The organism is Photobacterium chitinilyticum, from assembly GCF_004104355.1.
GTDB lineage: Bacteria > Pseudomonadota > Gammaproteobacteria > Enterobacterales > Vibrionaceae > Photobacterium > Photobacterium chitinilyticum.
This window is the reverse complement of sequence record NZ_RJLM01000002.1, coordinates 33,316-55,898: the sequence shown is the minus strand read 5'-3', so window position 1 is coordinate 55,898 and position 22,583 is coordinate 33,316. Positions and strand designations below refer to the sequence as shown.

Genomic DNA, 22,583 nt, shown 5'->3' with positions numbered 1-22,583 from the left:
GCTTGTTTGGAAAGTTTAAAAAACCGCTTTACAAGATTGGCGTTGGACCGTATTATTCGCCGCACTTACGGAGAGATGGCTGAGTGGTTGAAAGCACCGGTCTTGAAAACCGGCATACGTTTGTAGCGTATCTAGGGTTCAAATCCCTATCTCTCCGCCACATTCTAGATGTTTGATTTATTTTGAGCATCATACAGAATTGGAGCGGTAGTTCAGTTGGTTAGAATACCGGCCTGTCACGCCGGGGGTCGCGGGTTCGAGTCCCGTCCGCTCCGCCAATACAACGAAGCCTCGTCAGAAATGATGAGGCTTTTTTGTGTGCGTTGAATTTGGGTTCGTCCTGCGGTCGAATGAGTCCCGCTTGAATGCAAGCCCAGCCGTTCCGCCAACACAACGAAGCCTCAGTAGAAATGCTGGGGCTTTTTTGTATGCGTTGAATTTGGGTTCGTCCTGCGGTCGAATGAGTCCCGCTTGAATGCAAGCCCAGCCGTTCCGCCAATACAACGAAGCCTCAGCAGAAATGCTGGGGCTTTTTTGTGTGCGTTGAATTTATATTCGCCCTGCGGTCGAAACTTATCAAATACCTTAATTTGCTTCGATTGGCTTTGACTGTGGCTTTTGCGCGGCGACAGCCTGCATGATGCCAGAGGCCATAATTACCATACAGCCGGCGAGCTGGAGTGGGCTTAGGGTTTGGCCGAAAAGCATCCAGGCCAGTGAAACGACCGCAATAGGCTCTAGGTAGGACAGAGTGCCGAAAGTGGCAGATGGTAATTCCCGTAATGCGATGACCGCGAACAGGATGGCCAAGAATCCGGGTATTAGTCCTGCTATCGTCAGCCAGGCCCATTGAGTCAGAGCTATGGATTCATTTTGCATCAGCATAAACGGTAACATACAGACTGCGCCGACCATGAGCTGGTACCAGCTGCGGGTAAAAACATGTACATGCGGCGGAATTGAGCGGTTAATCAAGATAAAGCAGCTATAGCACACCATCGCAAGGACGGCATACAGCATACCTCGTGCGTCTTGCGATCCTGAACCGAACTCAACCTTAAACTCCATCATCATTGCGAAGCCTAATAAAGCAAACAAAATCAGGCCAAAAGATTGCGCATTTAACTTTTCCGAAAAAAGAAAATGGGCCGTTATAGAAGCGACGACGGGAGCCAGATAGATAGTCATGATGGCGTTGGCCATACTGGTATAGCTCATAGCCTGAATATAGAAAACAATGAAGCCAGCAAGAAAGGCACCGTTGATGATTACTTGCCAGGAGGGCCAGCACCGCAATAAAGCGAGTTTTTTGTCAACGGCCAGATATACCAGCATGATGATCCCACCAAGAAAGAGGCGGAAAAAAGTCACGGTTTCAGAACTGAGGTTTGCATAGACGGCAATGGCTCCGATAGTTCCCATGAAGATGGCCGATAAAGAGGCCAACAATAGATAGGGGGAAGTGCTATTCGCCGTTGCGCTATCAAAATTCATTACGCGTCCTTGTGCTCTGTTTAGAAGGCTATCTTAAGGCTAATTTTCTAAAATGTTACCATTGTGCAAAGTGATATAGACGCTTTTTTCTGCTTTAGATTTACAACCAGCTTAGTTCTAGTAATATATGCCCCAGTATTGAACGATGTGCAATTGACGCTAGATATAAGATAGATATGATGAAAATAGTGTTAGTGGAAGATGATTTGAACCTTAGATCTCAGCAAGAGAGCTACCTAATAAAACATGGGTACGAAGTAGTGCTTTCGGACGAGGCATCTGCCGCTGAGTTGGTCAAGTCATTACAACCTGAGCTAATAATTATTAGCCTCGTAAATCCCGGATGTGACAGTTTGGGGCTTTGTCGTCAGATTAGGCCGTATGTATCGAGTAAAATTCTGTTGTTAACCCCTTTTGAAGATGATATCGAACATGTGGCGGCGTTGGAGTTAGGTGCAGATGACTTTATTCAAAGGCCGGTTTCACTTAGGGTGTTATTGGCTCGGATCAGGATGTTATTACGGCGTCAACATATTGAATCCGCAGTAAAAAAATCAACAGGGCGATCGAAGGTTCAAACAAATAATGAGCAGCTTGTCTGCGGAAGCCTGAAGCTTAACAACACCCGTAGAGTTTGTATGTTGGACGATAAGCCAGTAGCGCTGACAGGATCCGAGTTTGATCTGCTGTGGTTGCTGGCTTCACGAGCTGATGAAGTGCTATCGCGTGAGTTTTTAGTTAAAACGATCCGGGGCATAGATTATGACGGTATAGATCGCACCATCGACAATAAGGTAGCGACATTGCGTAAGAAGCTTGGTGATACTTCGTCGTTTTCAAAAAAAATAATAACGGTTAGAAGTAAAGGGTATTTATTCACACCAGAGAGTTGGTAGTGTGTTGAAATAATAATTAAGGTCGTAAAGCATGTTAGGGAAAATACTTAAACGCACGCTATTAGGAATACTGGTTAGCGCTAGCCTGTCAGCAGCCTCAGTGGCCGCTCCCGTCGGGTGGGATGAAGCAGGAAAAGAGTGGTTGAGCCAGCAATCTGAGCATTTCTCGGTGCATTTTGTTGATGGTCACCAGCAAAGTGCCGCCAAGGTACTGGATGTTGCTGAGCGGGTACGCCAAGAGCAACTTCCTTTTTTTCAGTCAGCTCCGGAAGCCCGAACTGAAATTGTGCTGGTCGATGATTTTGACTTTTCGAATGGCTGGGCCACGCCCCTGCCTTTTGCCCAGATCCGCTTGTTTATGAGTCCGCCGGAAGACGGCGGTGATTTGGCTACCAGCGATGACTGGCTACACTTGCTGATCCGGCATGAATACGCCCATATCATGCATATGGAGCTTGCCAACGGGGCCCCTAAAATTCTGCAGAAAGTGTTTGGGCGTCAGGCATTTTTCTTCCCCCATGCCCTAACACCTTCATTATTGCTCGAAGGACTGGCGGTATATTTGGAAACGAATGAAGAGCTCGGCTACGGCCGTCTGCAGAGTAGCCAGTATGCAATGAAGATGCGAATGGAAGTTGCCAGCGGTGAGCTCAAAGACTTGGAGCAGGTTGCGGTGGCAAGCCGAGAGTGGCCACTGGGTTACCAGTACCTTTATGGTGCGTATTTTATCCAGTATCTGTCAGAGACCTATGGTGAGGAGAAAGTTCAGGCGTTCTTAACGGGCTATAGCCGTCGGATCATCCCGTATTTCTTGATCAACCGAACAGCCCAGCAGTCATTTGGCAAAGACTTCAATACGTTGTGGTTAGATTTTCAGGCTTATCTCGAGTCAGAATTTACTCCGCAGCTGACTCTGCTACAGCAGCAGTTGATTGTTGGTAAAGATATTGGTGAAGAGGTTGGCAAGGATCTGAAGCAGACACCGTATCTTCAGGTTGTTACTCATAGCGCAAGTGGCCTGCTGGTCAACCGTAACAATGGTGAAGACCGTCCGAAAATATCATCGCTTGATCCGCAACAGAGCGAGTGGACGTCACTAACGGCCAGCAAAGATATCTCTGCAATGTCATCTCATCCACAGTCCGGGCTGGCAGTCTCTCGACTTATTCACTATGCCGACGGCAGAAGCTACAACGATCTGTTTCTTTTTAACCATGGTCAATGGCAACAGCTGACCGAACGTCAGCGCTTTCGTAATGTGCGCTGGATGCCTGACGGCCGACAGTTGGTTGCTAGTCGTAAGGTTGCAGGTGTCAGCGAGCTGTGGTTAGTGGATGCCCAATCACCGGAGCAAGAGCCCGTAAGAATTTGGCGCGGTGATTCAGATACGGTACTGGGCGCTTTCGATATCTCACCGACAGGGACAGAGTTGGTTGCTGCGATGAAGCGCCCTCGGCAAGGCTGGAATCTCGAAAAGTTGAATATGGATAGCAAAACGTGGCTACCGGTAACCGATACCAAAGCGGCTGAAAGCAGTCCGAGTTACCTGCCTGATGGTCGTATCATGTTTAGCGCCGATTATGATGGCGTGTTTGATATTTATGTTCTTGATGAAAGCCGTGGTCAGCTTGAGCGCTGGACACGCGAGTTGGGCGGGGCACTACGGCCAGTTTGGCAGCCGGGGGTTGGGTTGGTTTATCAGGCCTATGATACGAACGGCTATCAGTTACGGTACTTGGCTCAGCCGCAGGCGCTATCGACACAGAATATTCAACACCAGCAGGGTCGTTATGACTATCCGCCGGTGATTGAGCAAACAGTTGAAAAAAGCGAACCTGAGCCGTATAGCCCATGGTCGACTCTTAGGCCGCATAATTGGCTGCCTCTTGTTTATATTGATGATGCCAGAACACTGATTGGCGCACTGACCTTTGGTTCTGATGCATTGGGACGCCATAGTTATCAGCTTACGGCCACATGGGATTTTGATAATGAATTGGCTGATGCCAATTTAGTGTACCAGTATGACAATCGTTGGATGGCCGCACTGAGTAGCAGCCATGACTTCGATAAAATGACGGTTGATGGCCGGAGTGATTACCGTATCACCCGCGATGATTATTTCTTGCTGCAACGTAACCACATTGTTACGGCGTTTGAAGACCAACTGAGCCTGCATGCTGGTGGTGTGCTAGACAAAGAGAGCCTTGTCTCCCAGCCCGATTTTGCCAGTATGATTGCTTTTAGGGAGAGCAACGAGACGCTGGCGGGGCTTGCGTTGACGTTTGATAACCGTGAAGCATATCTAAATGTTCCGGGCGTCGGTTGGGGACACTATCTGGATGTAGTAGCCGAAACTAATGACTTGTTCGATAGTGACTATGAAGGGCAAAAATATCAGGCCCAATGGAAGGGAACCTGGGACTTACCGGGCAGAACCACTCTTACGGCAAGGTTGGGGGCAGGCTATGCGGATGACGATGCCAAGACCTTCCGTCTCGGTGGGAAAGATTTGTTCGAGGAATCCCGCCTGTTTGGCCGTGATACACAGGTGCTGAGGGGATATGACGATTCAACCCAGCGAGGTCATCGCTATGCGACCCAAAGGTTGGTTCTGGAAACATGGTTGGGGCGTGTAGAGCGTAACTGGTCATTGTATCCGGTTGGTCTGGGTGACCTGTCTGGTTCGGTCTTTATCGATTCAGGTGCCGCATGGGATTCCGGAGAAAATCACAATCAGCTAACGGGCGTCGGTACGGAATTTACCTTTGAGGCAAAGCTGGGATATAACCTGACTTTACCCGTAACACTAGGTTATGCTCACGGGCTTGATAACGATCAGGGCAAAGATGAAGTATACCTAACTGTTTCTGGCGGTCTCTGGTAAACGCCTTATTATTGAGAATGTAGCGTCATAAGAGGTTGGCATAAACCTAGCATCACTATACTGATAAAAGTTTCCATTACATGAGCCGTATAATGAAAACCGTCTATTTGGTATGTGATATTGAGTTATGCCAAGGAAGTAGCTTCTATGATTATTTGCGGGCACTGAAAACCCCGAACTGTCGCTATATTCTTGTGACGTCTACTATCAGTGAAGGTGCGCGAGTTGCGCTTGAGCAGCATGGCTATCGATGCCATTGCATTAGCCATTGGTGGTTGTTTGCCAAGCTGTTATGGCTGTACCCTGCAGACATCGTGCATTTTCATTTCTATGGTTTAGGCCACCCATTTTTGTTGGTAGCACGAACTTGTTGCTCCAACGTCCTAGTATCAGTTCACCACTCTCTTTCCAGTAATATTACTGATTCAGCGAGAATACGGTTCAAAAGGTGGTTTTATAGCAAACTGGTATCGCACCTGATTGCCGTATCACCATATGTCGAGGGTTGGCTGAGGCAAGATATCAGCCCCGAGAAAATCCATTTGATCGCCAACGGTATCGATATTGATCGATTCCGTTATCAGGAACCGTTACCGTTCAATGGTATTTTGCGTTGCCTTTTTGTAGGCAATCTGACTGAGCAAAAAGGGGTCTTGTTATTATTGTCCCTCTTTTCTAGACCTGAAATTGCTGCAATTGCAAAGTTGACGATCATTGGTGACGGGTTGCTGCGTTCCGAGGTCGAACAGCATGCGGAGGCCAATCCTGCTATCACCTATCAGGGTGAAAGCTCTCAGGTTGAAAAGTTGCTGAAAAATGCCCATGTCATACTGTTGCCTTCGCAATGGCAGGAAGCGTTTGGTTACGTGGCTGCGGAATCGATGGCGGTAGGAAGAGCCGTTATTGCTCAGCCCAAAGGTGGGCTGGCACAGTTATTTCAACATGATCGGCAGGGCTGGTATTTGGATTTTAATGATCCTCTGGCATTTTTGGATCGCTTGCAGCAGCTTCACTCCGAGCCAGAACAATTAAAGGAGGCTGGTCGGGAAGCGCGTAGTTGGGCGTCATGCCACTTTGCCCTAAGCCGTCAGATCCAACAGACACTCTCGATTTATCACAGGCTATTATTGCCTTCTCAAACTGATGTCGCACTCAGCCCTCAGGATGGAAGTCGGTGATGAAAGTGTTGTATCTGAGTTACTTCTCACCCCCTCATTTGCATGCCGCAGCGAATCGCAGCCAGCGTTTTGCTCAATATCTTGCCCGAACAGGATGTGAAGTTCAGTTGGTTAGAGAGCAGTGCACTTCACGTTTCTCTCGTCAAGAGAGTCCAGCTTGCTGGCAGCACGAGGCATTGATTGCCAATCAAGCTATTGTCTCATGGAATATTGAGTGGCTATGGCGCAGGCAGGAGAACGTGCATTGGGGCTGGGTGATCCCGAGTTTGTGGCAGTGCTGCCTGCACATCATGGCAAATCGGCCTGATGTCATTATGGTCAGTTGTCCGCCGTTTAGCAGTTCGTTGGTCGGCTATTATCTGTCGAGGTGGTTTGATCTGCCGCTGGTGCTGGACTTTCAAGATGGTTGGTCACGAGCAAGCTACTTCGCTGCAGGCAAAATATCGTGCTGGGAGAAGCTGGCATTGAAGCAAGCAACAAAACTGGTGGTGACCTCGCAGTCAGACTGGATTGCCTATCAGCGGTTGGTCGGTGAAGACAAGGTTGTCTGGATCCCCAATAGTTACGATTTCGTCCTTGATCATGCTTCCAAGAATAATACGGTTTTCACCCTAGGATATTGCGGAACATGGGATAGTTTTCGTCGCTCGGCGAAAGGTATTCTATGCCAACTGGCAGCTGCTCCATTTTCATTTCGTTTTATCAATATAGGGGATAGCCAGCCGGATTTTGTCGCCTTGGTAGAGCAGTACGCTCTTACGGACTCCGTTGTAATGATCGGGCAGGTAGAGAAAAAACAGGGACAAGATGTTCTGGCCCAGTGCGATGCATTATTTATTCAAAACGGTCCGCCGGACCGGGGCAAGAAAGATACCCACTTGGCCGCCAAGGCGGTTGACTATGTTGCCAGCGGCAGGCCGATACTGGCCGAATTACCTGAAGGGGAAACGCTCAGCTTTTTGCGGCGGTATGCCGGAAAGCTCCATGAGGTAAATATCGGGGATCCGGAAGGTTATCAGCAGCAGTTAAATGCGTTGTATCAGCAATGGCAGCAAAACCCACAACAGGTATATCGCTCTAGCGACGAGTTCTATCAGGCTTTTGATGCCCGGGTATTGGCAAGCCGATTATATAGGATATTGAATGAAGCACGAGCATAAAAAATACGGCCGTTTAGCTGACAGAGAGTGTGGGAGTCTTTCTGTTTAATCAGCTAAAGGCCGTATTGGTCTTTGTGTACTGTGCCGAGATTAGTGTAGTTCCCAGTCGCCTCCCAACGCCTTGTTCAGACCGACGGCGACATTGGCCGTTTGCAGCTTAGCGGCAATAACGCGATCGGCGATGATATGTTGCTGACGCTGGGCATCAAGCACAACGAGATAGTCGGTCAAACCTGCGGCATAAAGAGATTTTGCTTTCTTCACTGCCTTGTCTGTTTCAGCCTTGGATTCCAGTAGCAGCGTCTGGTATTGCTGGCTGTTCCCGTAACCGTTTAGCAAGGTTTCGACCTCGCCAATGGCGTTGTTTACGGTGTGCTGATAAGACAGGGCACTGCTTTTGAAGCGAGCTTCCTGAATTTCAATGAGGGCATCATTGCGACCGCCGTCAAAGAGATTCCAACTCACACCGATGTTAGCTATCCAGGTTGTCGAGTCACTGCTGAACAGATCATCAAAATCCTTGGCCAGTACACCCGGCGCACCAGTGAGGTAGAACTTTGGATATTGATTGGCGATGGCTGCACCAAGCTCGGCATTGACGGCGGCCATCTCACGTTCGGCTATCCGAATATCAGGCCTGCGCTGGAGCAGATCAGATGGCAGGCCGGTTGGAATGATCCCGTTCAGCTCTGGCATAGGCTGAGATGCCGGTAAGGGCAGGCCCTGACTGAGGCGAACTTTCATCGCCGCAGGTGTTTCACCCAACAAGATAGCCAGCCGCTGTTGGTGGACATTCTCGGCTGTTTGCAGCTGAGGAATAACCGATTTTGTTGCAGCTAGCATTGCTTTGGCGCGGGCAAGATCCAACTCGGATCCGTACCCGCTTTTGAGCATCTTTTGGATCAGCGCAAGTGTTTCTTCCTGATCGCTAACCATTTCAGTGGCAATCGCCCTTCTCGTCTGAGCGCCGCGCATCTGCAAATAATTATGGATCACATCCGAGGTGATCATTGTCGTCAATCCTTCGCGGAAGATATCGGTCTGTTCTTTACGGATGGCTGCGGCCTGAGCCTGTTTGTCGATCCGACCGAATAGATCCATCTCCCATGCAATAGTGGCCCCTGCATGAAATGCTCCCTGGCTCGAATCGACAAGAGCAGTGCCGAGCGGATTGTTAGATGAAACCACCGGACCGAGCAAAGGATCATTTTCGCTGAGTCCGAAGGATGAATACCCGGCTCCTAGACTGACCGTCGGTACTTTGAATGACTCCACTACATTTTGGTAGGCCTGAGCTGCTTTGATACGCTCGGCCGCGATTTTTAGCGGTATATTTTGCTGCTGGGCATCGGCGACCAGCTGGTTCAGCATGGTGTCGTTAAACTGATACCACCAAGTACTGGTACTCGCCGGTATTGCCTGCTGACTGGTGCCTGCCGTCTGTTGATACAGGTATTCAGTATCGAGTGTCTGATCGGGAAGCTGGTAATCCGGCCCGGTTGCACAGCCTGATAGCGCAAGAGCGACAACGACTGATGATAGTTTAAGCAGTTTCATTGTTGAGCTCCTTGGCGTGCGCAGTTGAATCAGAACGGTAGAACAGGCGATACAACGCTGGCATCACAAACAGTGACAGTATGGTTGCAGCAGCAAGGCCGCCGATGATGGTTGCCGCCATTTGGTCGAACAAACGGTCTGAAAGCAGCGGGATCATGCCGAGAGCCGTGGTTAGTGCCCCCATGGAAATGGCCATGGTTCGGTTGAGGGTGGCCTGGGTGATTGCCTCTTCAAGCGCTCGACCGTTGGCGCGTTCCAGTTCGATCTGATCTATCAGTACGATACCGTTTTTGATGATCATGCCAGACAGGGCAATAGCACCGATCAGGGCCATAAAGCCGAACGGCTTGTCCATCAACAGCAGGAACCAGCTGGCTCCCGTAGCCGCCAGCGGGACAGTCGTCATGATAATGATCGGCTGTTTGAATCCATTGAACAGGGCAACCAGGATGATCACCATGATCAGTACGGCTTTTGGCAGTTGCATGAAGGTGTCGACCACGGAGCGGTGCTCGTCGTAGTATTCGCCGCCCCACTCGAACTGGTAACCTGGCGGCAGTGCGATGGCTTCGATAGCTGTTGCAACCTGCTGGCGGACTTCCGAAGCAGTATCGCCGTGCACATCGGCCTGAACCGTAATGGCCGGCAGGCGGTTACGACGCCAGATCATGCTCTCTTCTGTTGTCAGCTCAAATCCGTCGACGACCTGACCGAGCGGAACACTGTGGAGGCCAAGTAAAGAGCGCACTGGTAGAGTCTCCAGAGAGTCAATATCTGCATCGGCACTGCGTAGTTTAATCGGTATCAGCTCATCACCTTGATGGAGCTGGCTTAGCGTTACGCCATCGGTGGCGCGTTTGATGGCAAGGGCAGCATCGGTACGGTTGATACCCGCACGGCGTGCTTGTTCCTGATTCATTACCGGAACCAGTACCTTGCTTTGCTGACGCCAGTCATCACGGATGTACTTGGTATGGGGATTTGTGGCTAACACCTGCTGAGCCTGTTGCGATAACTGGTGCAGGACTTCTGGGTCCGGGCCGATGAAACGAGCTTCGATACTGTACTTATCCTTGGTGGCCAGCTTCAGTGGACGGAAGCGTGGTTCGGCATGGGGAAATTCAGTTTTCAGCCACTTGTCGCCACGCTCGACCAGGTTGGCAATCGAGTCATAGTTTTGGGTGTTGATCAGTATTTGTCCGTAGCTCGAATCGAATGGTTCGGGCTCGACAGTGACCGAGAAACGCGGGGCACTGGCGCCAACAAAGGTCGAGATATTCTTGACCTCTGGCTGTGTCAGTAGCCATTGCTCAATCTTCTTCATGTCCTTGGACGTATGCTCAATCTGGGCACCGTTGGGTAGCCAATAGTCGAGAAAAACCATTGCTCTATCTGAGCTCGGCATAAAGTTAACCGGTATCTTTGGTACGACAAAGGCCGTAATGGCCAGCAGTGGTATCAGAAGTGTGAGGCTCTTTAGCGGGTTACTTACTGTAAAGCTTACCGCTCGGTTATAGAGTGATGGTTTTGCATCAGCATTGGCATCTGTGTTTACTTGTTTAGGTTTGATCCAGAGCCAGCACATCAGCGGCGTGACAGTCATGGCAACTAGCCAGGAAAGCAATAATGACGAGCACATGACCCAGAATACCGATACGGCAAATTCAGCGGAGTCTGTCTGGGAAAACAGTACCGGGCTGGCCCCCATAATGGCGATGATTGTTGCCCCTAATAGTGGCGTTGCTGTTTCTTTAATTGTTTCTCTGCAGGCATTGAGTCGTTCCGTCCCTTTTTTCAGCTTGGCAATGATCATGTCGGTAACCACAATGGCGTTATCGACTAGCATACCCAGCGCCAGGATAAAGGTGCCCAGTGATACTCGCTGGAGATCGATGGCGGCAAGTTTCATGTAAATCAAGGTGAGAAGGATAGTCAGCAATAGGCTGCTGCCAACGATTAAAGCACTTTTGAATCCCATGAACAGCCACAGGATCATGACCACAATTGCCACGCTTTCGAGCAGGTTGGTGACGAAATTATTGATGGACTTATCGACCTCCTCTGGCTGAAAGGCAATGGTGTTGATTTCTACGCCGACAGGAAGTAGCTGCTGGTAGTCGGCAATGATTGCGTTGAGGGAGTCGCCCAGAGATACCACATTGATCCCGTTTACCGGACTAACGGCTAGGGCAATGGCATCGAGCCCGTTGAAGCGGCTCTCGGACAATGCCGGTGATTGGTAGCCCATTGAGATCTGAGCGATATCGCCTAGTCGGATAAGGCCGCTGCCGAGTTCTCCAATGCCCCCCTTGATGGTCAGGTTACGAATATCTTCAAGCGAGGTGAACTCGCTGCCCTGATCGATACGGATCCGCTCGATACCGGCTTTGAAGCTGCCAGCATCATAGGTCATATTTTGGCTTGCCAGCTGGTTTAGCACCTGAGCAGAAGATAGACCGTATTCGGCCAGACGCTCATCGGGTAGATCAATATTGACGACCTGATTGCGTACACCGTGCAGCTCAATCTTTTTGATCCCCTCAACGGTTTTCAAACGTCGTTGCAGTTCTTTGGCATACAGGCGAAGCTGGCTAGGTTCCACACCGTCGCCGGATATGGCAAACAGCATGCCGTAGACTTCCGAAAACTCATCCTGAACGATGCTGATTTGGGCCGAGGCTGGTAAGGTCAGTTTGCTATCGGCTACTTTTCGGCGCAATAAGTCCCATTGCTGAGGAAGCTGCTTTGAATTGGTAGCTTCCTGCAAATCAACGAAAATCATCGAGCTTCCGGGACGGGAAAGTGAGCGCAGTTTCCACAGCGAGCCCATTTCCTGCAATTTGGTTTCGAGCTTGTCTGTGACTTGCTCTTCGACCTCTAATGCCGAGGCCCCCGGGTATAGGGTGACGATAACGGCGCTTTTCACCGTGAACGATGGATCTTCAAGTTTGCCCAGTTTGAAATAGGATAGTGTGCCGGCAACGATACACAGGACACAGAAAAACGAGATAAAGGTACGTTGTTTAATAGCAAATTCAGCTAAGTTCATGTGCATTACCTCTATTGGACGGCAGAAGCGATTTCAATCGCACCGATTAACTGGTTAGGTTTGAGATAATGGGTCCCGGCGGTGATCAGTTTGTCACCGGCCTGAATGTTGCCGGTGATGCAGGTTTGGCTACTGTGAACCGACTGAATATCAACGCGGTGAAGTACTGCTTTAGCCTCTTTGACTACAAAAACGCCTGCTCCTGATTCTGTATTCACAATGGCGGAATAGGGCACACAATAGCCGTTCTCTTTGTTCTCATAGGAGATCTTTAGTTCAACCGCTTTGCCCGGTAGCAAGTTGCTGCTTGTCTTATCAAGTACGTAAGTGAGGGTATAGGTTTGCTTGATGGGATCTGGCAGGGTGCTGGTTTCGGTTAACTGGGCAGGTATCATTTGTTCAGAGTCATACCAGCTAACCATTGCCGTAGTGGCGTGACTCACTTGCGAGGCCAGGCTTTCCGGTACATCGATCACAGCCTGAAGCTGTTCCGGCTGATGCAAAGTGAATACTGGCAGACCGGGTGAAACCTGTTCAAATTTCTCGTTGAATCGCTTGCCGATTATACCCTCGAAAGGGGCTTTAAGTTCGGTATAGCTCAGGGCATCTTGGGCTTTTTGAAGGTTCTGCTGTACCACTTTTACCATGGCATTACTACGTTTGTACCCGCTCAGGGCGCGATCTAGATTGACTGCGGCAATGGCGTTGTCACCAGTGGCTTGCTTTACCCGCTTTAGCTCAATGGCTGCAAGGGCTTGAGCTGCTTTTGCCTCTTCCAGCCGGGCTTCAAGCTCCATGACTGTTACTTGGTAGTCATGAGGATCAAGGCGGGCGATGGTCTGTCCTTTGGTTACCGAGTCCCCCGTATTGACAAAAACTTGCTCGATCGTGCCGGGAACCTTGAAGGCCAGATTGGCGCTATCGACGGCTTCGAGTACCCCAGAGAAGCGCTTAAGCCCCTGTTGGTTGATTGCGCCCAGTTCGATGACTTGGACTGGGCGGGGTGATTTGTCAGCTTGTTTGGCTGGGGCTTCTGTACATCCGGTTAGCACGAAGGCGGCTAACGGTGCCAGAAGAAATAATGGTGAATGCTTCATGATTGACTCCCACTGTCATTTGGGAGTCATTGTAGGGAGAACCTAGATATAGATATGTATTCAAGTGCGTGAAAGACTGTCATGAAATTTGTGACAATATATGATTTTAAGCCACTTTTTCACGGTGCATCGCAATTATCGCACTGAAATTAGATTAAAACCTGTGACAAAATTAGAGGATCTTGGGGATCTCACAGAGTAAGTGATCTATAAGCAATCTTGTCGCGCGGCTGACGCCGTGGCGGTCTGGGTACAGTAACCATAAGTCTTCTATTTTCGACTGGTAGTCAGGCAGAACCCGAACGAGTTCGCCGTTTTCCATCGCACTAACGGCCAGTAACAGAGGTAAAAAGCTGAGCCCCTGACCTGCAATCATAGAGTGACGGATAAAGTTGGTGCTGTTGCTGCTGAGCTTGGGTGAAATCTTGATTTTGCTATCGGTGAAATGCCAGGTATCTTCTAGGGAACCGTCTGGCCAGCGGTAGCAAATACAGCGATGGTTAGCGATATCATTGACGCTTTCTGGCATGCCATGCTGCGCAATATAGCTTGGACTGGCTAACAGGAACCGACTGATCTCGGTGATACGACGTGCGATGTAGCTTGAATTCTGAAGCTGGCCGATATGAAAGGCCAAATCTAGACCTTGTTCATAGATATCGTGATAGCTATTGCTGCTGAATCGGACATCCAGTTCAATGTCCGGATACTGTAGCTGAAAGGCGGCAAGGATCGGCTGAATAGCTTCATCACTGTCGGGAAGGATGCCTATTTTTACTTTGCCGACAGGCTTGTCGTCCAGCTTGTCGATAGCTTCTTGGGCTCGTTCGATCCCTTCGACAACTTTGAGTAACTCTTGGTAGTACACCTCGCCGTGCTGGGTCAAACGTAGCTTGCGGGTTGTGCGGAAAAATAGCTGGGCATTAAGGTGTTTCTCAAGCTCGCCGATCCGCCTACTCACATTGGCCCTGGGAAGATCCAGCGCGTTTGCTGCAGCGGTAAAGCTGCCGAGCTGAACCACGGAAGTGAATAGTTTTAGGTCGTCGAGACGCATAACAACATTGCCTAACAGAGTGAGAAACTCGGGCTAGTGTGGCTCAACCAGAAGCAGCAATCAATCTCTATCAAATGCTGCTATGGCTATTGTGCAGGGCTTTATTGTCGTGATGGTGTATTACTTTTGCTCTTGTTTACGGAATTGCTCTTTAAACTGGCTGGCGGTCATGCCAAACCACAGCCTGTCGTCGAAACCGCCTTCGAGTCGATAGTAATCCTGCTGACGTCCTTCGAGAATGAACCCTGTTTTTTCAAGTACACGTGCCGAACCAAAGTTGCTAGCGTAGCAATCTGCACTGACTTTATGCGCGCCAAGCTGCTCGAATGCCAGTGTCGTTGCAAATTGGCAGCCTAGCGTCCCTATTCCTTTGCCCCATGCGTGTTCCGGTAGCTGGTGGCCGACTTCAAAATTACCAACCAGCATCATTGCTGGGGTGATGCCGATCATCCCCATATAAACACCTTCTTTATCCCTGAGAATAAATGTCGGGCTGTCAGGCCAATTATTTTCTTTTATGGCTTGCTGGGTATTGTCGATAATTGGGTTGAAAAAAGCCTCGTAGACTTCAACGGGTGACGGAGCGAAGAATAGGTATTGGTTTACGTTCGGATTTTCTAGCATCTTGATGATATCAGCAAGGTCGCTCTGACGGATCAGCTGAAGCGATAGGGTCTCGCTCAGCTGGTAGGAGTGGCCTTGTTTGAGTAATTGGTATTGCTCTTGTTTTTGCTTCTGTTTTTGCATATGTCGGTATCATTTATTCGCTGTGGATTGGTGTATCTTAGCGTTGGCCCGACAGCAAATATTGAACAAAAGCGACATTATCACGTTAATTAGCCCCTTAGCCTTACCTTTTATATCGGCATCTTGAGGTAGCTTGGGCATAAGTTAGTCAGGATGGCTCAATTTTGGTGGTATTCGTAACACTGGCTGGTTGTTTTCGCTAACCAGACTGACAAGGCGTGTTGCATGTATCGTAAGTGGTTGATTTTATTTGAACTCATCTTGGTGTAAAGTTTGCTAGTCATTGAAGTAATTAGAAAAACTATCAGAGGACAAGGAAATGGGACATACGGGTGTAGTGATTGTGGCAATTGTTTTTACCTTTATAGGGCTGCAGCGTTATTTTAGTTACAGGACTGAGATGAAAAAGCTGGAGAGTAAAGGTAATAGTGGTGAGGTTCAACAATTACGGCATGAACTGCAGATGTTGCAACAACGAGTCGGTGTGCTTGAAAAAATAGTGACGGATAAAGGATATCAATTAAAGGAAGAGATCAAGAATCTGTAATTTTCTCGCGGTAATAATAAGCCGGTGACATGACTAACAGCAGCCCAGTCGTGTCCCGTAGTCTAATTTGGCTGGAAAAGCCGCCTGGAAGATCAAGCGGCTTGTCATAACTGAGAAGAATTATTTTTAATTCAGCTTAGTGGCCAGCGTGTGCGTTTTTCATTTCCTTTGTCTCTTGGCCTGCAGGTTTATATGTTGCTTTCTCAACAGCAACGTCAATTTTAATTGTGCCTGCCTTTGCAAAGTGAAGCGTTAGCGGAAAGCGATCGCCTAATACCGGCACTTTTTGCAGGTTGAAAAACATAATGTGATAGCTACCAGGCTTCAAAGTACGCGTACCATTGGCTGGAATATCAATGTTTTCAACTTCACGCATTTTCATCATGCCATCTTCATGAATATGGGCGTGAAGCTCTGTCTTGCCTGCAATAGGTGATTCAGCACTTAGCAGTGTATCGCCTTCATCGCCGTGGTTCATGACATTGAAAAAAGCGGCCGCTACGGCTGATGTTGGTGGTACCTGCTTCGACCAAGGGTGATCAATGTGCAGATTGCCACTTTTGTAGTCGTGTGCATTTGCAAAGCCGCTCAATAGTAGCGTGCAACCCAAAATGATATTGATGATTTTTCTCATGACTTTCTCCATGACTTTTTCAATGTCTGGGGCATTCTTAGAATAATTTGCCATCAGACTTTTTAGTTTCTCATTTGTCGAGGTTTATTCGACAACATTTATTATTGGTCTGTTACGACTATTGTTTAGCCGTATTACTAAGTGAGCTAGCTATGACATGGTGGAGAATGTTTAGGTGCATAAGAGAAGTAAATACGCTCGGAGACCGATTTTCGGCTCGCAAGACGGATCTTCTGATGCAATGAGAGTAATACAAGCAGGAAAAATAGCGCTTCAGCAGGAAAAATGCCGACTAATTGGTGGTGTTTTAGTAGCGGGCAGTGGAATTTGATATCACTATGTTTGCTCTGGTCATCGTGTTGTTTTGACAAGGCCGAGTTTTGCAGTTGCAGTGAGTCAACGCTAATCCACTTTAGCCCCTTGCTAGTACAGAGCAGAACTTTCTCGCCTGTCAGCCAGTTTCCACCCCCCTCATATTGGGATGGGTTTAGAATAACGACCGAAGAGAGAAAATTAGTGAGCAGGATAGCCAAGATGGTAAGGCTAATTATCCATCTCCTGCTTTGATGTTTCCTGCTGCTGATATTCATCGGGTTATTATCTACCACCTAAAAGAGTGATGCATAATATCAAACTTAGTACAACTCTGTAACTATGTGTGTAAATGGTTTGTTTCCGGTTTGAGATGTCAACACTGAAAAGATACGTTTGCTCGGCATTATCTAACCTACTGACTATTAAGGGTTACTATAAAGATTTCATGTTGGGGTATTTATTGAACGAATATACTTGTGAGGACTAATAATAATGCGGGTGTTTATTTGTAACGAGTTGCTTTTATTTTTGTTAAAGGGGGGAGGGGGCATAAGCAAAAAAAAGCGTTATATCATCCGGAGCCTTAGACGATATAACGCTGAACATTAGCAAAAAGTGTAGAGCGAGTTATGACTTGGTGAATCGGTAGGTTTGGATTTTTTCTTCTTTGCCATTTACCTGGGCATAGGTATCAATCATCCAGACATTTTGCCCGGCAAAGGCCAATTCAAGGCGGACAGTTGATGAGTCGATGCCTTCAATGACACTGACATCGTTTGATGTCGGATAATAATTGTAGCGGTTCATGCCTGATTGATACTCACCAGCAAACTGGACCGGTACATTGTTAATGTTGCTATTAACCGATAGCGTGTAGCCCGCATCTGGGGTGTAGGCAAAGTTTGCGGTCAATTGAAGCGGTTGTTTGTTGTTATTGATGGCAAGATCCTGAATTTGAATTCGGGCCTCGGTTGTTTTCGCCAGTGAACCTGTTGCTTTCGCACTGGCTGTCACAGGTTGTTCTGATGCACCGCTCCAGATACTGACATTCCATTCTCCGGTAAAGTTATTCAGCTGATCCCAGTTCTGATATGGTGCTGTGGAAGCATTATTACCATTGCCAATTTGAGAGAGTGAATCATTGCGGCTATCGTGGCGGATATTCTCCCGGTTGTTCTGGATATCGTTGGTTGAACCAGCCACGCCTCCAGCGACACCACCGGCCACGGCACCTTTCATAGCAAGCTCTGCATCACCTGTTAGCGCACCTAGCGTTAACCCTAGCAAAGCGCCGCCCGCGGCACCTTGTTTGGTGGATGCATTTGGATCATCTTCGCCTGGATTGACACAGCCTGTGAGTAGCGTGAGAGCCAAGACGGAAGCGATAGAGGTTTGTATGAAAGTATTCATTGCCGTGCCCTTTTATCAAACTGATTATGATTTGTTCTTTTATGGGGCCAAGATTAGCAGTCGTTTTCTGAATGCATTCTGTACGAATTGAGCAGTGTTTTATATGTAAGGAGGTGTGTCAAATCGTTAGAAAAACGACATACGATCTAGTGGCTGTGAGAGGTTCCGGACAAATTGATAACAGCTATACCGACGGCAACAATTGCCATACCCAGCCAGATTTTTGCATCAAGGTGCTCTTTGTGTATCAGGCTAGACATTGCGGTAACGACGACGATGGCCAGTCCCGCCCATGAGGCATGTACGATGCCGACAGGTAAATCTTTCATCGCCTGACCGAGAAAGAGGAAGGCAACCAAGTGGCCCAGAATGACAATGGTGCTTGGTAATAGATTGGTGAAACCATTGGTTGATTTTAATGCCACATGCGAAGTGGCTTCGGCCATTACGCCAAGTAATAGAAATATCCAGCCCACGTGAACCCTTTTCTGTGTTGATTGTTGATATGGGCCTATTTTATTTGTTTCTCATATAATGATAATGGTATCTAATGGCAAATTACTTTTACGCCTATGTAATAATAAGAGTCGCAATAATATGGAGATATGTTGGTCAGCCCAATTCGGCATGTTTTCGACTGGGCTGCCAATGTTGTTAGGCCGTTAGTGGTTTGGCATAGAAATAACTCAAAATTGTGTTAAGTCTTTTGCTTCTATAATTTCACGCTCGAAACCATGCAGGGCTGTCTGAATCATCGCATTGCCGAGTTGGGTTGTCGTGGTGGTGTAGTGTGGGAAAAGCTTCATAATCAATGGATTCATTATCTTTAGCGCAGAATACATAGCGCTGTAGATTGCGGTTTTAGAGCGGATCCCTCTCAGTGGCTGGATGAAGGCCGGACGGAACATATAGCTGCCTTTGAAAGGGAGTGTTTGAAGCGCCGCTTCGGTTTCACCTTTTATCCTTGACCACATGGTTTTGCTATTAATGTCAGTTCCCGAGCCACTGACAAAGCAAAATGTCATTTCCGGATTATGTTCGAGAACGGTATGTGCAAAGGCCAAGGTAAGATCATAAGTTGCCACCCGATAATCATGCTCACTCATGCCTACCGACGATACGCCCAGGCAAAACAGCGTTGCATCATAGCCTGTGAGTTGGTCGGCTACTTGGGCTATTTGCATAAAGTCGTCAATGATTAACTCATGCAATTTGAGATGGCTGACGCCACAGCTTCGCCTAGCGACGACGAGCACTTCACTGACATCAGGCGAATCAAGTGCCTCCAATAATGCCCCTTTTCCTACCATGCCTGTTGCGCCAGTAATGATTAGTTTCATTTATCCTTCCTTCGATGCTGAAGTTTGAACTAGTTGTGAAATATTGTTTTCTAGCTCGCTGTAATACGGGTTCCAAGTCAGCCGAGCATGGATCTTGCCCCTCTCTTTATATCCCCATGCCGAAAACCAAACCGGCTCGCCGTTATTGCACCGGTTGGTGTCATCACTGCTGAAGCTGTTTTCACACATGATCTTTTCTGCTTTGTCACCATAGTAGGGGTTAGATGGGGCGAAAATGGGGCTCATGTGTGAACCGGTACTGATCTTGAATTGTTCAAGGTGCATCGTTTTTTGAACGATACGGTGGTTCGGTTGTTTACTTTCCCCATACCAGATCAATTGATTGGATGCATGTTTAAAGCGGGTTTCAAACAGGTTTCTGACTACATCGGGGTCGATGATGCTATCGGCCTCGCTGACCGCGATAAGGGTAGGGATCGTCAACGTGTGCAGCGTTAGTTTGTCCCTAAGCGCAGTCGCGCTATCCGAATAGGCTATGGCACCGTTTAACGGTGCTGAATTGTAACGGGCAAGGTTATTTTCTGCGGCTTGGTAGCCATCCCAAAATGCTGCCACGAGCGGGGTTAGTTTTTCCAGGTAAGGTGTTTGGGTCTGAAAACCGGGTGAGAACAACAACAGGCCGTCAATATCACCCTGATCGAGAGCATGGATTGTGACGAGATTGGCGCCAGTCGAAAAGCCGCCCAGCCAAACTTCGTCGTATTCTTGTTTTAGCTGGTTGGCATAGTGATCGACTGTAATTTGCCAGTCTTGGTAGCTTGGCAGCATCATGTCTTGCGGTTTACTGCCGTGACCTGGCAGCAACAGAGTTTGCACATAAAAACCTTGCTCTGCCATGGTATTGGCGAGATCGGAAAAGCTGTAGGGAGAATCCCCAAGGCCGTGGACAAACAGAACGGCCTTGTTGGTAGGCTGATCGGGAGTTAGCTCAAACGGCATATTCATTGCCAGCTCTTTGCTGTGGTTGCTGGTGATGAAATCGCGGTTGTGACGCAGCCAGTTTTCCGTCTCTTCCAGATACAGATCAAAGCTCGGCTGGATGTAGTTGTAATAGTCGCCCGATAGATTCAGCGGAAGCGAGCGTGACAAATTTGAGGTGCAACCGGCACTTACAATCATCGTTATGATGATTGCAATAATAGAAGCGTATTTTTTCATACTGGGTAACCTGTATTCTAGCTACATGCTTAATTTAGAACCCTAAACTGGGACGGACTGACACCTGTGTTCTTTTTGAATAGCTTGGTAAAGTGTGCCGGATAGTCGAACCCCAAACTGTAGGCTATTTGGCTTATCGGCTGATTGGTTCCCAATAGCTGCGTTTTAGCGCGGTCAATGATGAAAAAGTGAATATGATCCCGCGCACTTCTTCCGGTTTCTTTTTTTAATAAATCACTGAGGTAATTGGGCGAAATACCAAGCTGCTGTCCACAGTAGGTTACGGTAGGAATACCGGACTCTAAGGCTTCATCCTTGTTGTAGTATTGGATTAACAGGTTTTCGAAGGCAGAGACAATGTCCTCGCTGGCATTTGTACGTGTATAAAACTGACGATCGTAATAGCGGGTGCAGTAGTCCAACAATAACTCAATATTTCCCGCAATGAGGTGTTGGGTGTGCCTATCAATATGTTGATTGATCTCTTTTCTTATTTTATCGACCAGCTCATTCAGTGTTTGCTTCTCATCTTCTGAGAGGTGTAGTGCTTCGTTGACGTCATAGGAGAAGAAGGAATATTGTCCTATTTTTTTCCCCAGTTGTGATTTGCGGATCAAGTCGGGGTGAAATATCAGCGTCCAACCTTCATAGTCTCCATCATCCTCAGTGCTTTCTGCTTCTGCGGGCGTCATTACCTGACCCGGAGACATGAAGACCATGGTGCCTTCTTCAAAGTCATAGGAGCTTCTGCCATATGACATTTTGCCTGTCATACCTTCTTTCATTGAAATGATATATAGATCAGAACTAAAGCAGGTACCAGCAAGATCCATATTCAGACAGTCGTTATTAAAGACGGAAACCAAAGGGTGTTTGGGTTTTCCAAGGCCCAGCATCTGGTGGGTTTCAGAAACATTTTTAATATTGATGATATTATTCATACTCTTCCCGGCGTCTTATCCTGATTGGTATTACTGCACGCTGCCACGTCAATTACATCATATTGAAAACTCGATGCCGGTCATTTCCTCTGAGTGTCTCCAGAGCTCATTGGCTAGTGTTGTGTCATGTGCCCTTTTATTGGACTTTACTGTGACAGGGTAGCCGCGCATTTCGAAAAAGGCGGCAGGCCCGAAGAAATCACCTGACTCGACACTATCATCGAACCCAGCACGCAATGTTGGCAATGCCCCCATACTGGTATCTTGCGCAAAGAAATTATTCAGGAAAGAGAAAAAACCTGTGTGGCGCTGTAGTTCTGTTTCTGTCCATCCCGGGTGGGCAGCTGTCACTATCGGCGCATCTTTTATACCTTTCAGGCGGCGATTTAATTCGTAGGCAAAGTATAGGTTGGCTAACTTACTGTCACCGTAGGCTTTGTTGGTGTTATACGACCTGTTGCTCCAGTGGATATCAGAAAGGTTAATATTGCCAAATCGATGGGCGAGACTCGAAAGTACCACGATTCTAGAGCCCTTGGTGTTCATCAATAACGGGAGCAGACGTCCCGTTAGCGCAAAGTGGCCAAAGTGATTGGTGCCCATCTGGATTTCAAAACCATCAGTCGTTTTCGAATACGGGCACATCATGATCCCGGCGTTATTTATTAGTACGTCGAGCTGCGTAAAATCATGAATTATTGAATCTGAAAACGCTTTGATAGATTCAAGGCTGGTGAGGTCAAGCTCACGAGCAGAGATATCTGCCTCAGGGTGCTGTGCCAAGATCTCATCGATGACACGCTGCCCTTTTGCCATGTTTCGAACTGCAAGGATGACAGAGGCGTTTTTACCGGCCAGTATCTGGGCAGTTTCTTTGCCTATACCGCTGGTTGCCCCTGTAATAAGGACCAATCGACCTTGTTGATTATGGATATCTTGGGCGTTCCAGTTTGATGTTGCCATAATTTCACCTCTATCTTGGGTTTGAACTCGTTTGATAGCGTCATTATAGAGATGGTTGCTTTTGTGGGCTTATACCTATCACAGAGATACTTATACATTTTACAGGTGAATATTTAACTGTCTGATTTATAGAGG

At 48.0% G+C, this 22,583-nt stretch carries 18 protein-coding genes and 2 tRNA genes; 7 read left to right on the top strand and 13 right to left on the bottom strand.

Going from position 1 to position 22,583, the window contains the following annotated elements:
- Window positions 1-69 precede the first annotated feature (69 nt).
- A tRNA-Ser gene (locus EDI28_RS06525) sits at window positions 70-160 on the top strand.
- Window positions 161-201: 41 nt separating this feature from the next.
- Window positions 202-278: transfer RNA gene (locus EDI28_RS06520), tRNA-Asp, on the top strand.
- Between the two features lie 307 nt (window positions 279-585).
- Here the strand turns inward: EDI28_RS06520 and EDI28_RS06515 are convergent.
- Window positions 586-1,494, bottom strand: coding sequence for a DMT family transporter (locus tag EDI28_RS06515; protein WP_128783053.1), 909 nt, complete (start codon window positions 1,492-1,494; stop codon window positions 586-588).
- Window positions 1,495-1,670: 176 nt separating this feature from the next.
- On the opposite strand from EDI28_RS06515, the gene EDI28_RS06510 reads away from it, so the two are divergent.
- The 4 genes from EDI28_RS06510 to EDI28_RS06495 all read left to right on the top strand — a co-directional run bounded on the left by EDI28_RS06510 (window position 1,671) and on the right by EDI28_RS06495 (window position 7,615).
- Window positions 1,671-2,390 carry a winged helix-turn-helix domain-containing protein gene (locus tag EDI28_RS06510; protein WP_128783052.1) on the top strand — a complete coding sequence of 240 codons (720 nt, stop codon included), beginning with the start codon at window positions 1,671-1,673 and terminating at the stop codon, window positions 2,388-2,390.
- Between the two features lie 31 nt (window positions 2,391-2,421).
- Entirely contained in the window at window positions 2,422-5,277 is a 2,856-nt protein-coding gene (locus tag EDI28_RS06505; protein WP_128783051.1) for a PD40 domain-containing protein, read from the top strand.
- Between the two features lie 92 nt (window positions 5,278-5,369).
- Entirely contained in the window at window positions 5,370-6,455 is a 1,086-nt protein-coding gene (locus tag EDI28_RS06500; RefSeq protein WP_164918487.1) for a glycosyltransferase family 4 protein, read from the top strand.
- On the top strand, window positions 6,455-7,615 hold the full coding sequence (locus EDI28_RS06495) for a glycosyltransferase (RefSeq protein WP_128783049.1): 1,161 nt from the start codon (window positions 6,455-6,457) through the stop codon (window positions 7,613-7,615). The genes EDI28_RS06500 and EDI28_RS06495 overlap by 1 nt, the downstream gene beginning before the upstream one ends.
- A gap of 90 nt (window positions 7,616-7,705) precedes the next feature.
- Here EDI28_RS06495 and EDI28_RS06490 read toward each other — a convergent pair whose 3' ends face one another.
- The 5 genes from EDI28_RS06490 to EDI28_RS06470 all read right to left on the bottom strand — a co-directional run bounded on the left by EDI28_RS06490 (window position 7,706) and on the right by EDI28_RS06470 (window position 15,119).
- A complete protein-coding gene (locus tag EDI28_RS06490) occupies window positions 7,706-9,172 on the bottom strand; it encodes an efflux transporter outer membrane subunit (protein WP_128783048.1) in 1,467 nt (488 codons plus the stop codon).
- Window positions 9,159-12,221 carry an efflux RND transporter permease subunit gene (locus EDI28_RS06485; protein ID WP_128783047.1) on the bottom strand — a complete coding sequence of 1,021 codons (3,063 nt, stop codon included), beginning with the start codon at window positions 12,219-12,221 and terminating at the stop codon, window positions 9,159-9,161. The genes EDI28_RS06490 and EDI28_RS06485 overlap by 14 nt, the downstream gene beginning before the upstream one ends.
- 11 nt (window positions 12,222-12,232) lie before the next feature.
- Window positions 12,233-13,318 carry an efflux RND transporter periplasmic adaptor subunit gene (locus EDI28_RS06480; RefSeq protein ID WP_128783046.1) on the bottom strand — a complete coding sequence of 362 codons (1,086 nt, stop codon included), beginning with the start codon at window positions 13,316-13,318 and terminating at the stop codon, window positions 12,233-12,235.
- Window positions 13,319-13,490: 172 nt separating this feature from the next.
- A complete protein-coding gene (locus EDI28_RS06475; RefSeq protein ID WP_128783045.1) occupies window positions 13,491-14,372 on the bottom strand; it encodes a LysR family transcriptional regulator in 882 nt (293 codons plus the stop codon).
- A 120-nt stretch (window positions 14,373-14,492) separates the two neighbouring features.
- Window positions 14,493-15,119: a GNAT family N-acetyltransferase gene (locus tag EDI28_RS06470; protein ID WP_128783044.1), complete on the bottom strand. Its 627-nt coding sequence runs from the start codon at window positions 15,117-15,119 to the stop codon at window positions 14,493-14,495.
- A gap of 319 nt (window positions 15,120-15,438) precedes the next feature.
- Here EDI28_RS06470 and EDI28_RS06465 point away from each other — a divergent pair, with 319 nt between their 5' ends.
- Window positions 15,439-15,666 carry a hypothetical protein gene (locus tag EDI28_RS06465; RefSeq protein WP_128783043.1) on the top strand — a complete coding sequence of 76 codons (228 nt, stop codon included), beginning with the start codon at window positions 15,439-15,441 and terminating at the stop codon, window positions 15,664-15,666.
- 136 nt (window positions 15,667-15,802) lie between these two features.
- Here the strand turns inward: EDI28_RS06465 and EDI28_RS06460 are convergent, their stop codons facing one another.
- The 7 genes from EDI28_RS06460 to EDI28_RS06430 form a co-directional block, all read right to left on the bottom strand.
- Complete coding sequence (locus EDI28_RS06460; RefSeq protein WP_164918486.1) at window positions 15,803-16,300, bottom strand: copper chaperone PCu(A)C; 498 nt, start codon at window positions 16,298-16,300, stop codon at window positions 15,803-15,805.
- A 942-nt stretch (window positions 16,301-17,242) separates the two neighbouring features.
- Complete coding sequence (locus tag EDI28_RS06455; protein ID WP_128783042.1) at window positions 17,243-18,025, bottom strand: YMGG-like glycine zipper-containing protein; 783 nt, start codon at window positions 18,023-18,025, stop codon at window positions 17,243-17,245.
- Between the two features lie 146 nt (window positions 18,026-18,171).
- On the bottom strand, window positions 18,172-18,501 hold the full coding sequence (locus EDI28_RS06450; RefSeq protein WP_128783041.1) for a DMT family transporter: 330 nt from the start codon (window positions 18,499-18,501) through the stop codon (window positions 18,172-18,174).
- A 210-nt stretch (window positions 18,502-18,711) separates the two neighbouring features.
- Window positions 18,712-19,365 (bottom strand): NAD-dependent epimerase/dehydratase family protein, encoded by a 654-nt coding sequence (locus EDI28_RS06445; RefSeq protein WP_128783040.1) that lies wholly within the window; start codon window positions 19,363-19,365, stop codon window positions 18,712-18,714.
- Entirely contained in the window at window positions 19,366-20,544 is a 1,179-nt protein-coding gene (locus EDI28_RS06440) for an alpha/beta hydrolase (RefSeq protein WP_128783039.1), read from the bottom strand.
- A gap of 29 nt (window positions 20,545-20,573) precedes the next feature.
- Window positions 20,574-21,485: a helix-turn-helix domain-containing protein gene (locus tag EDI28_RS06435; RefSeq protein ID WP_128783038.1), complete on the bottom strand. Its 912-nt coding sequence runs from the start codon at window positions 21,483-21,485 to the stop codon at window positions 20,574-20,576.
- A 57-nt stretch (window positions 21,486-21,542) separates the two neighbouring features.
- On the bottom strand, window positions 21,543-22,448 hold the full coding sequence (locus tag EDI28_RS06430) for an oxidoreductase (RefSeq protein WP_128783037.1): 906 nt from the start codon (window positions 22,446-22,448) through the stop codon (window positions 21,543-21,545).
- Window positions 22,449-22,583: the final 135 nt, after the last annotated feature.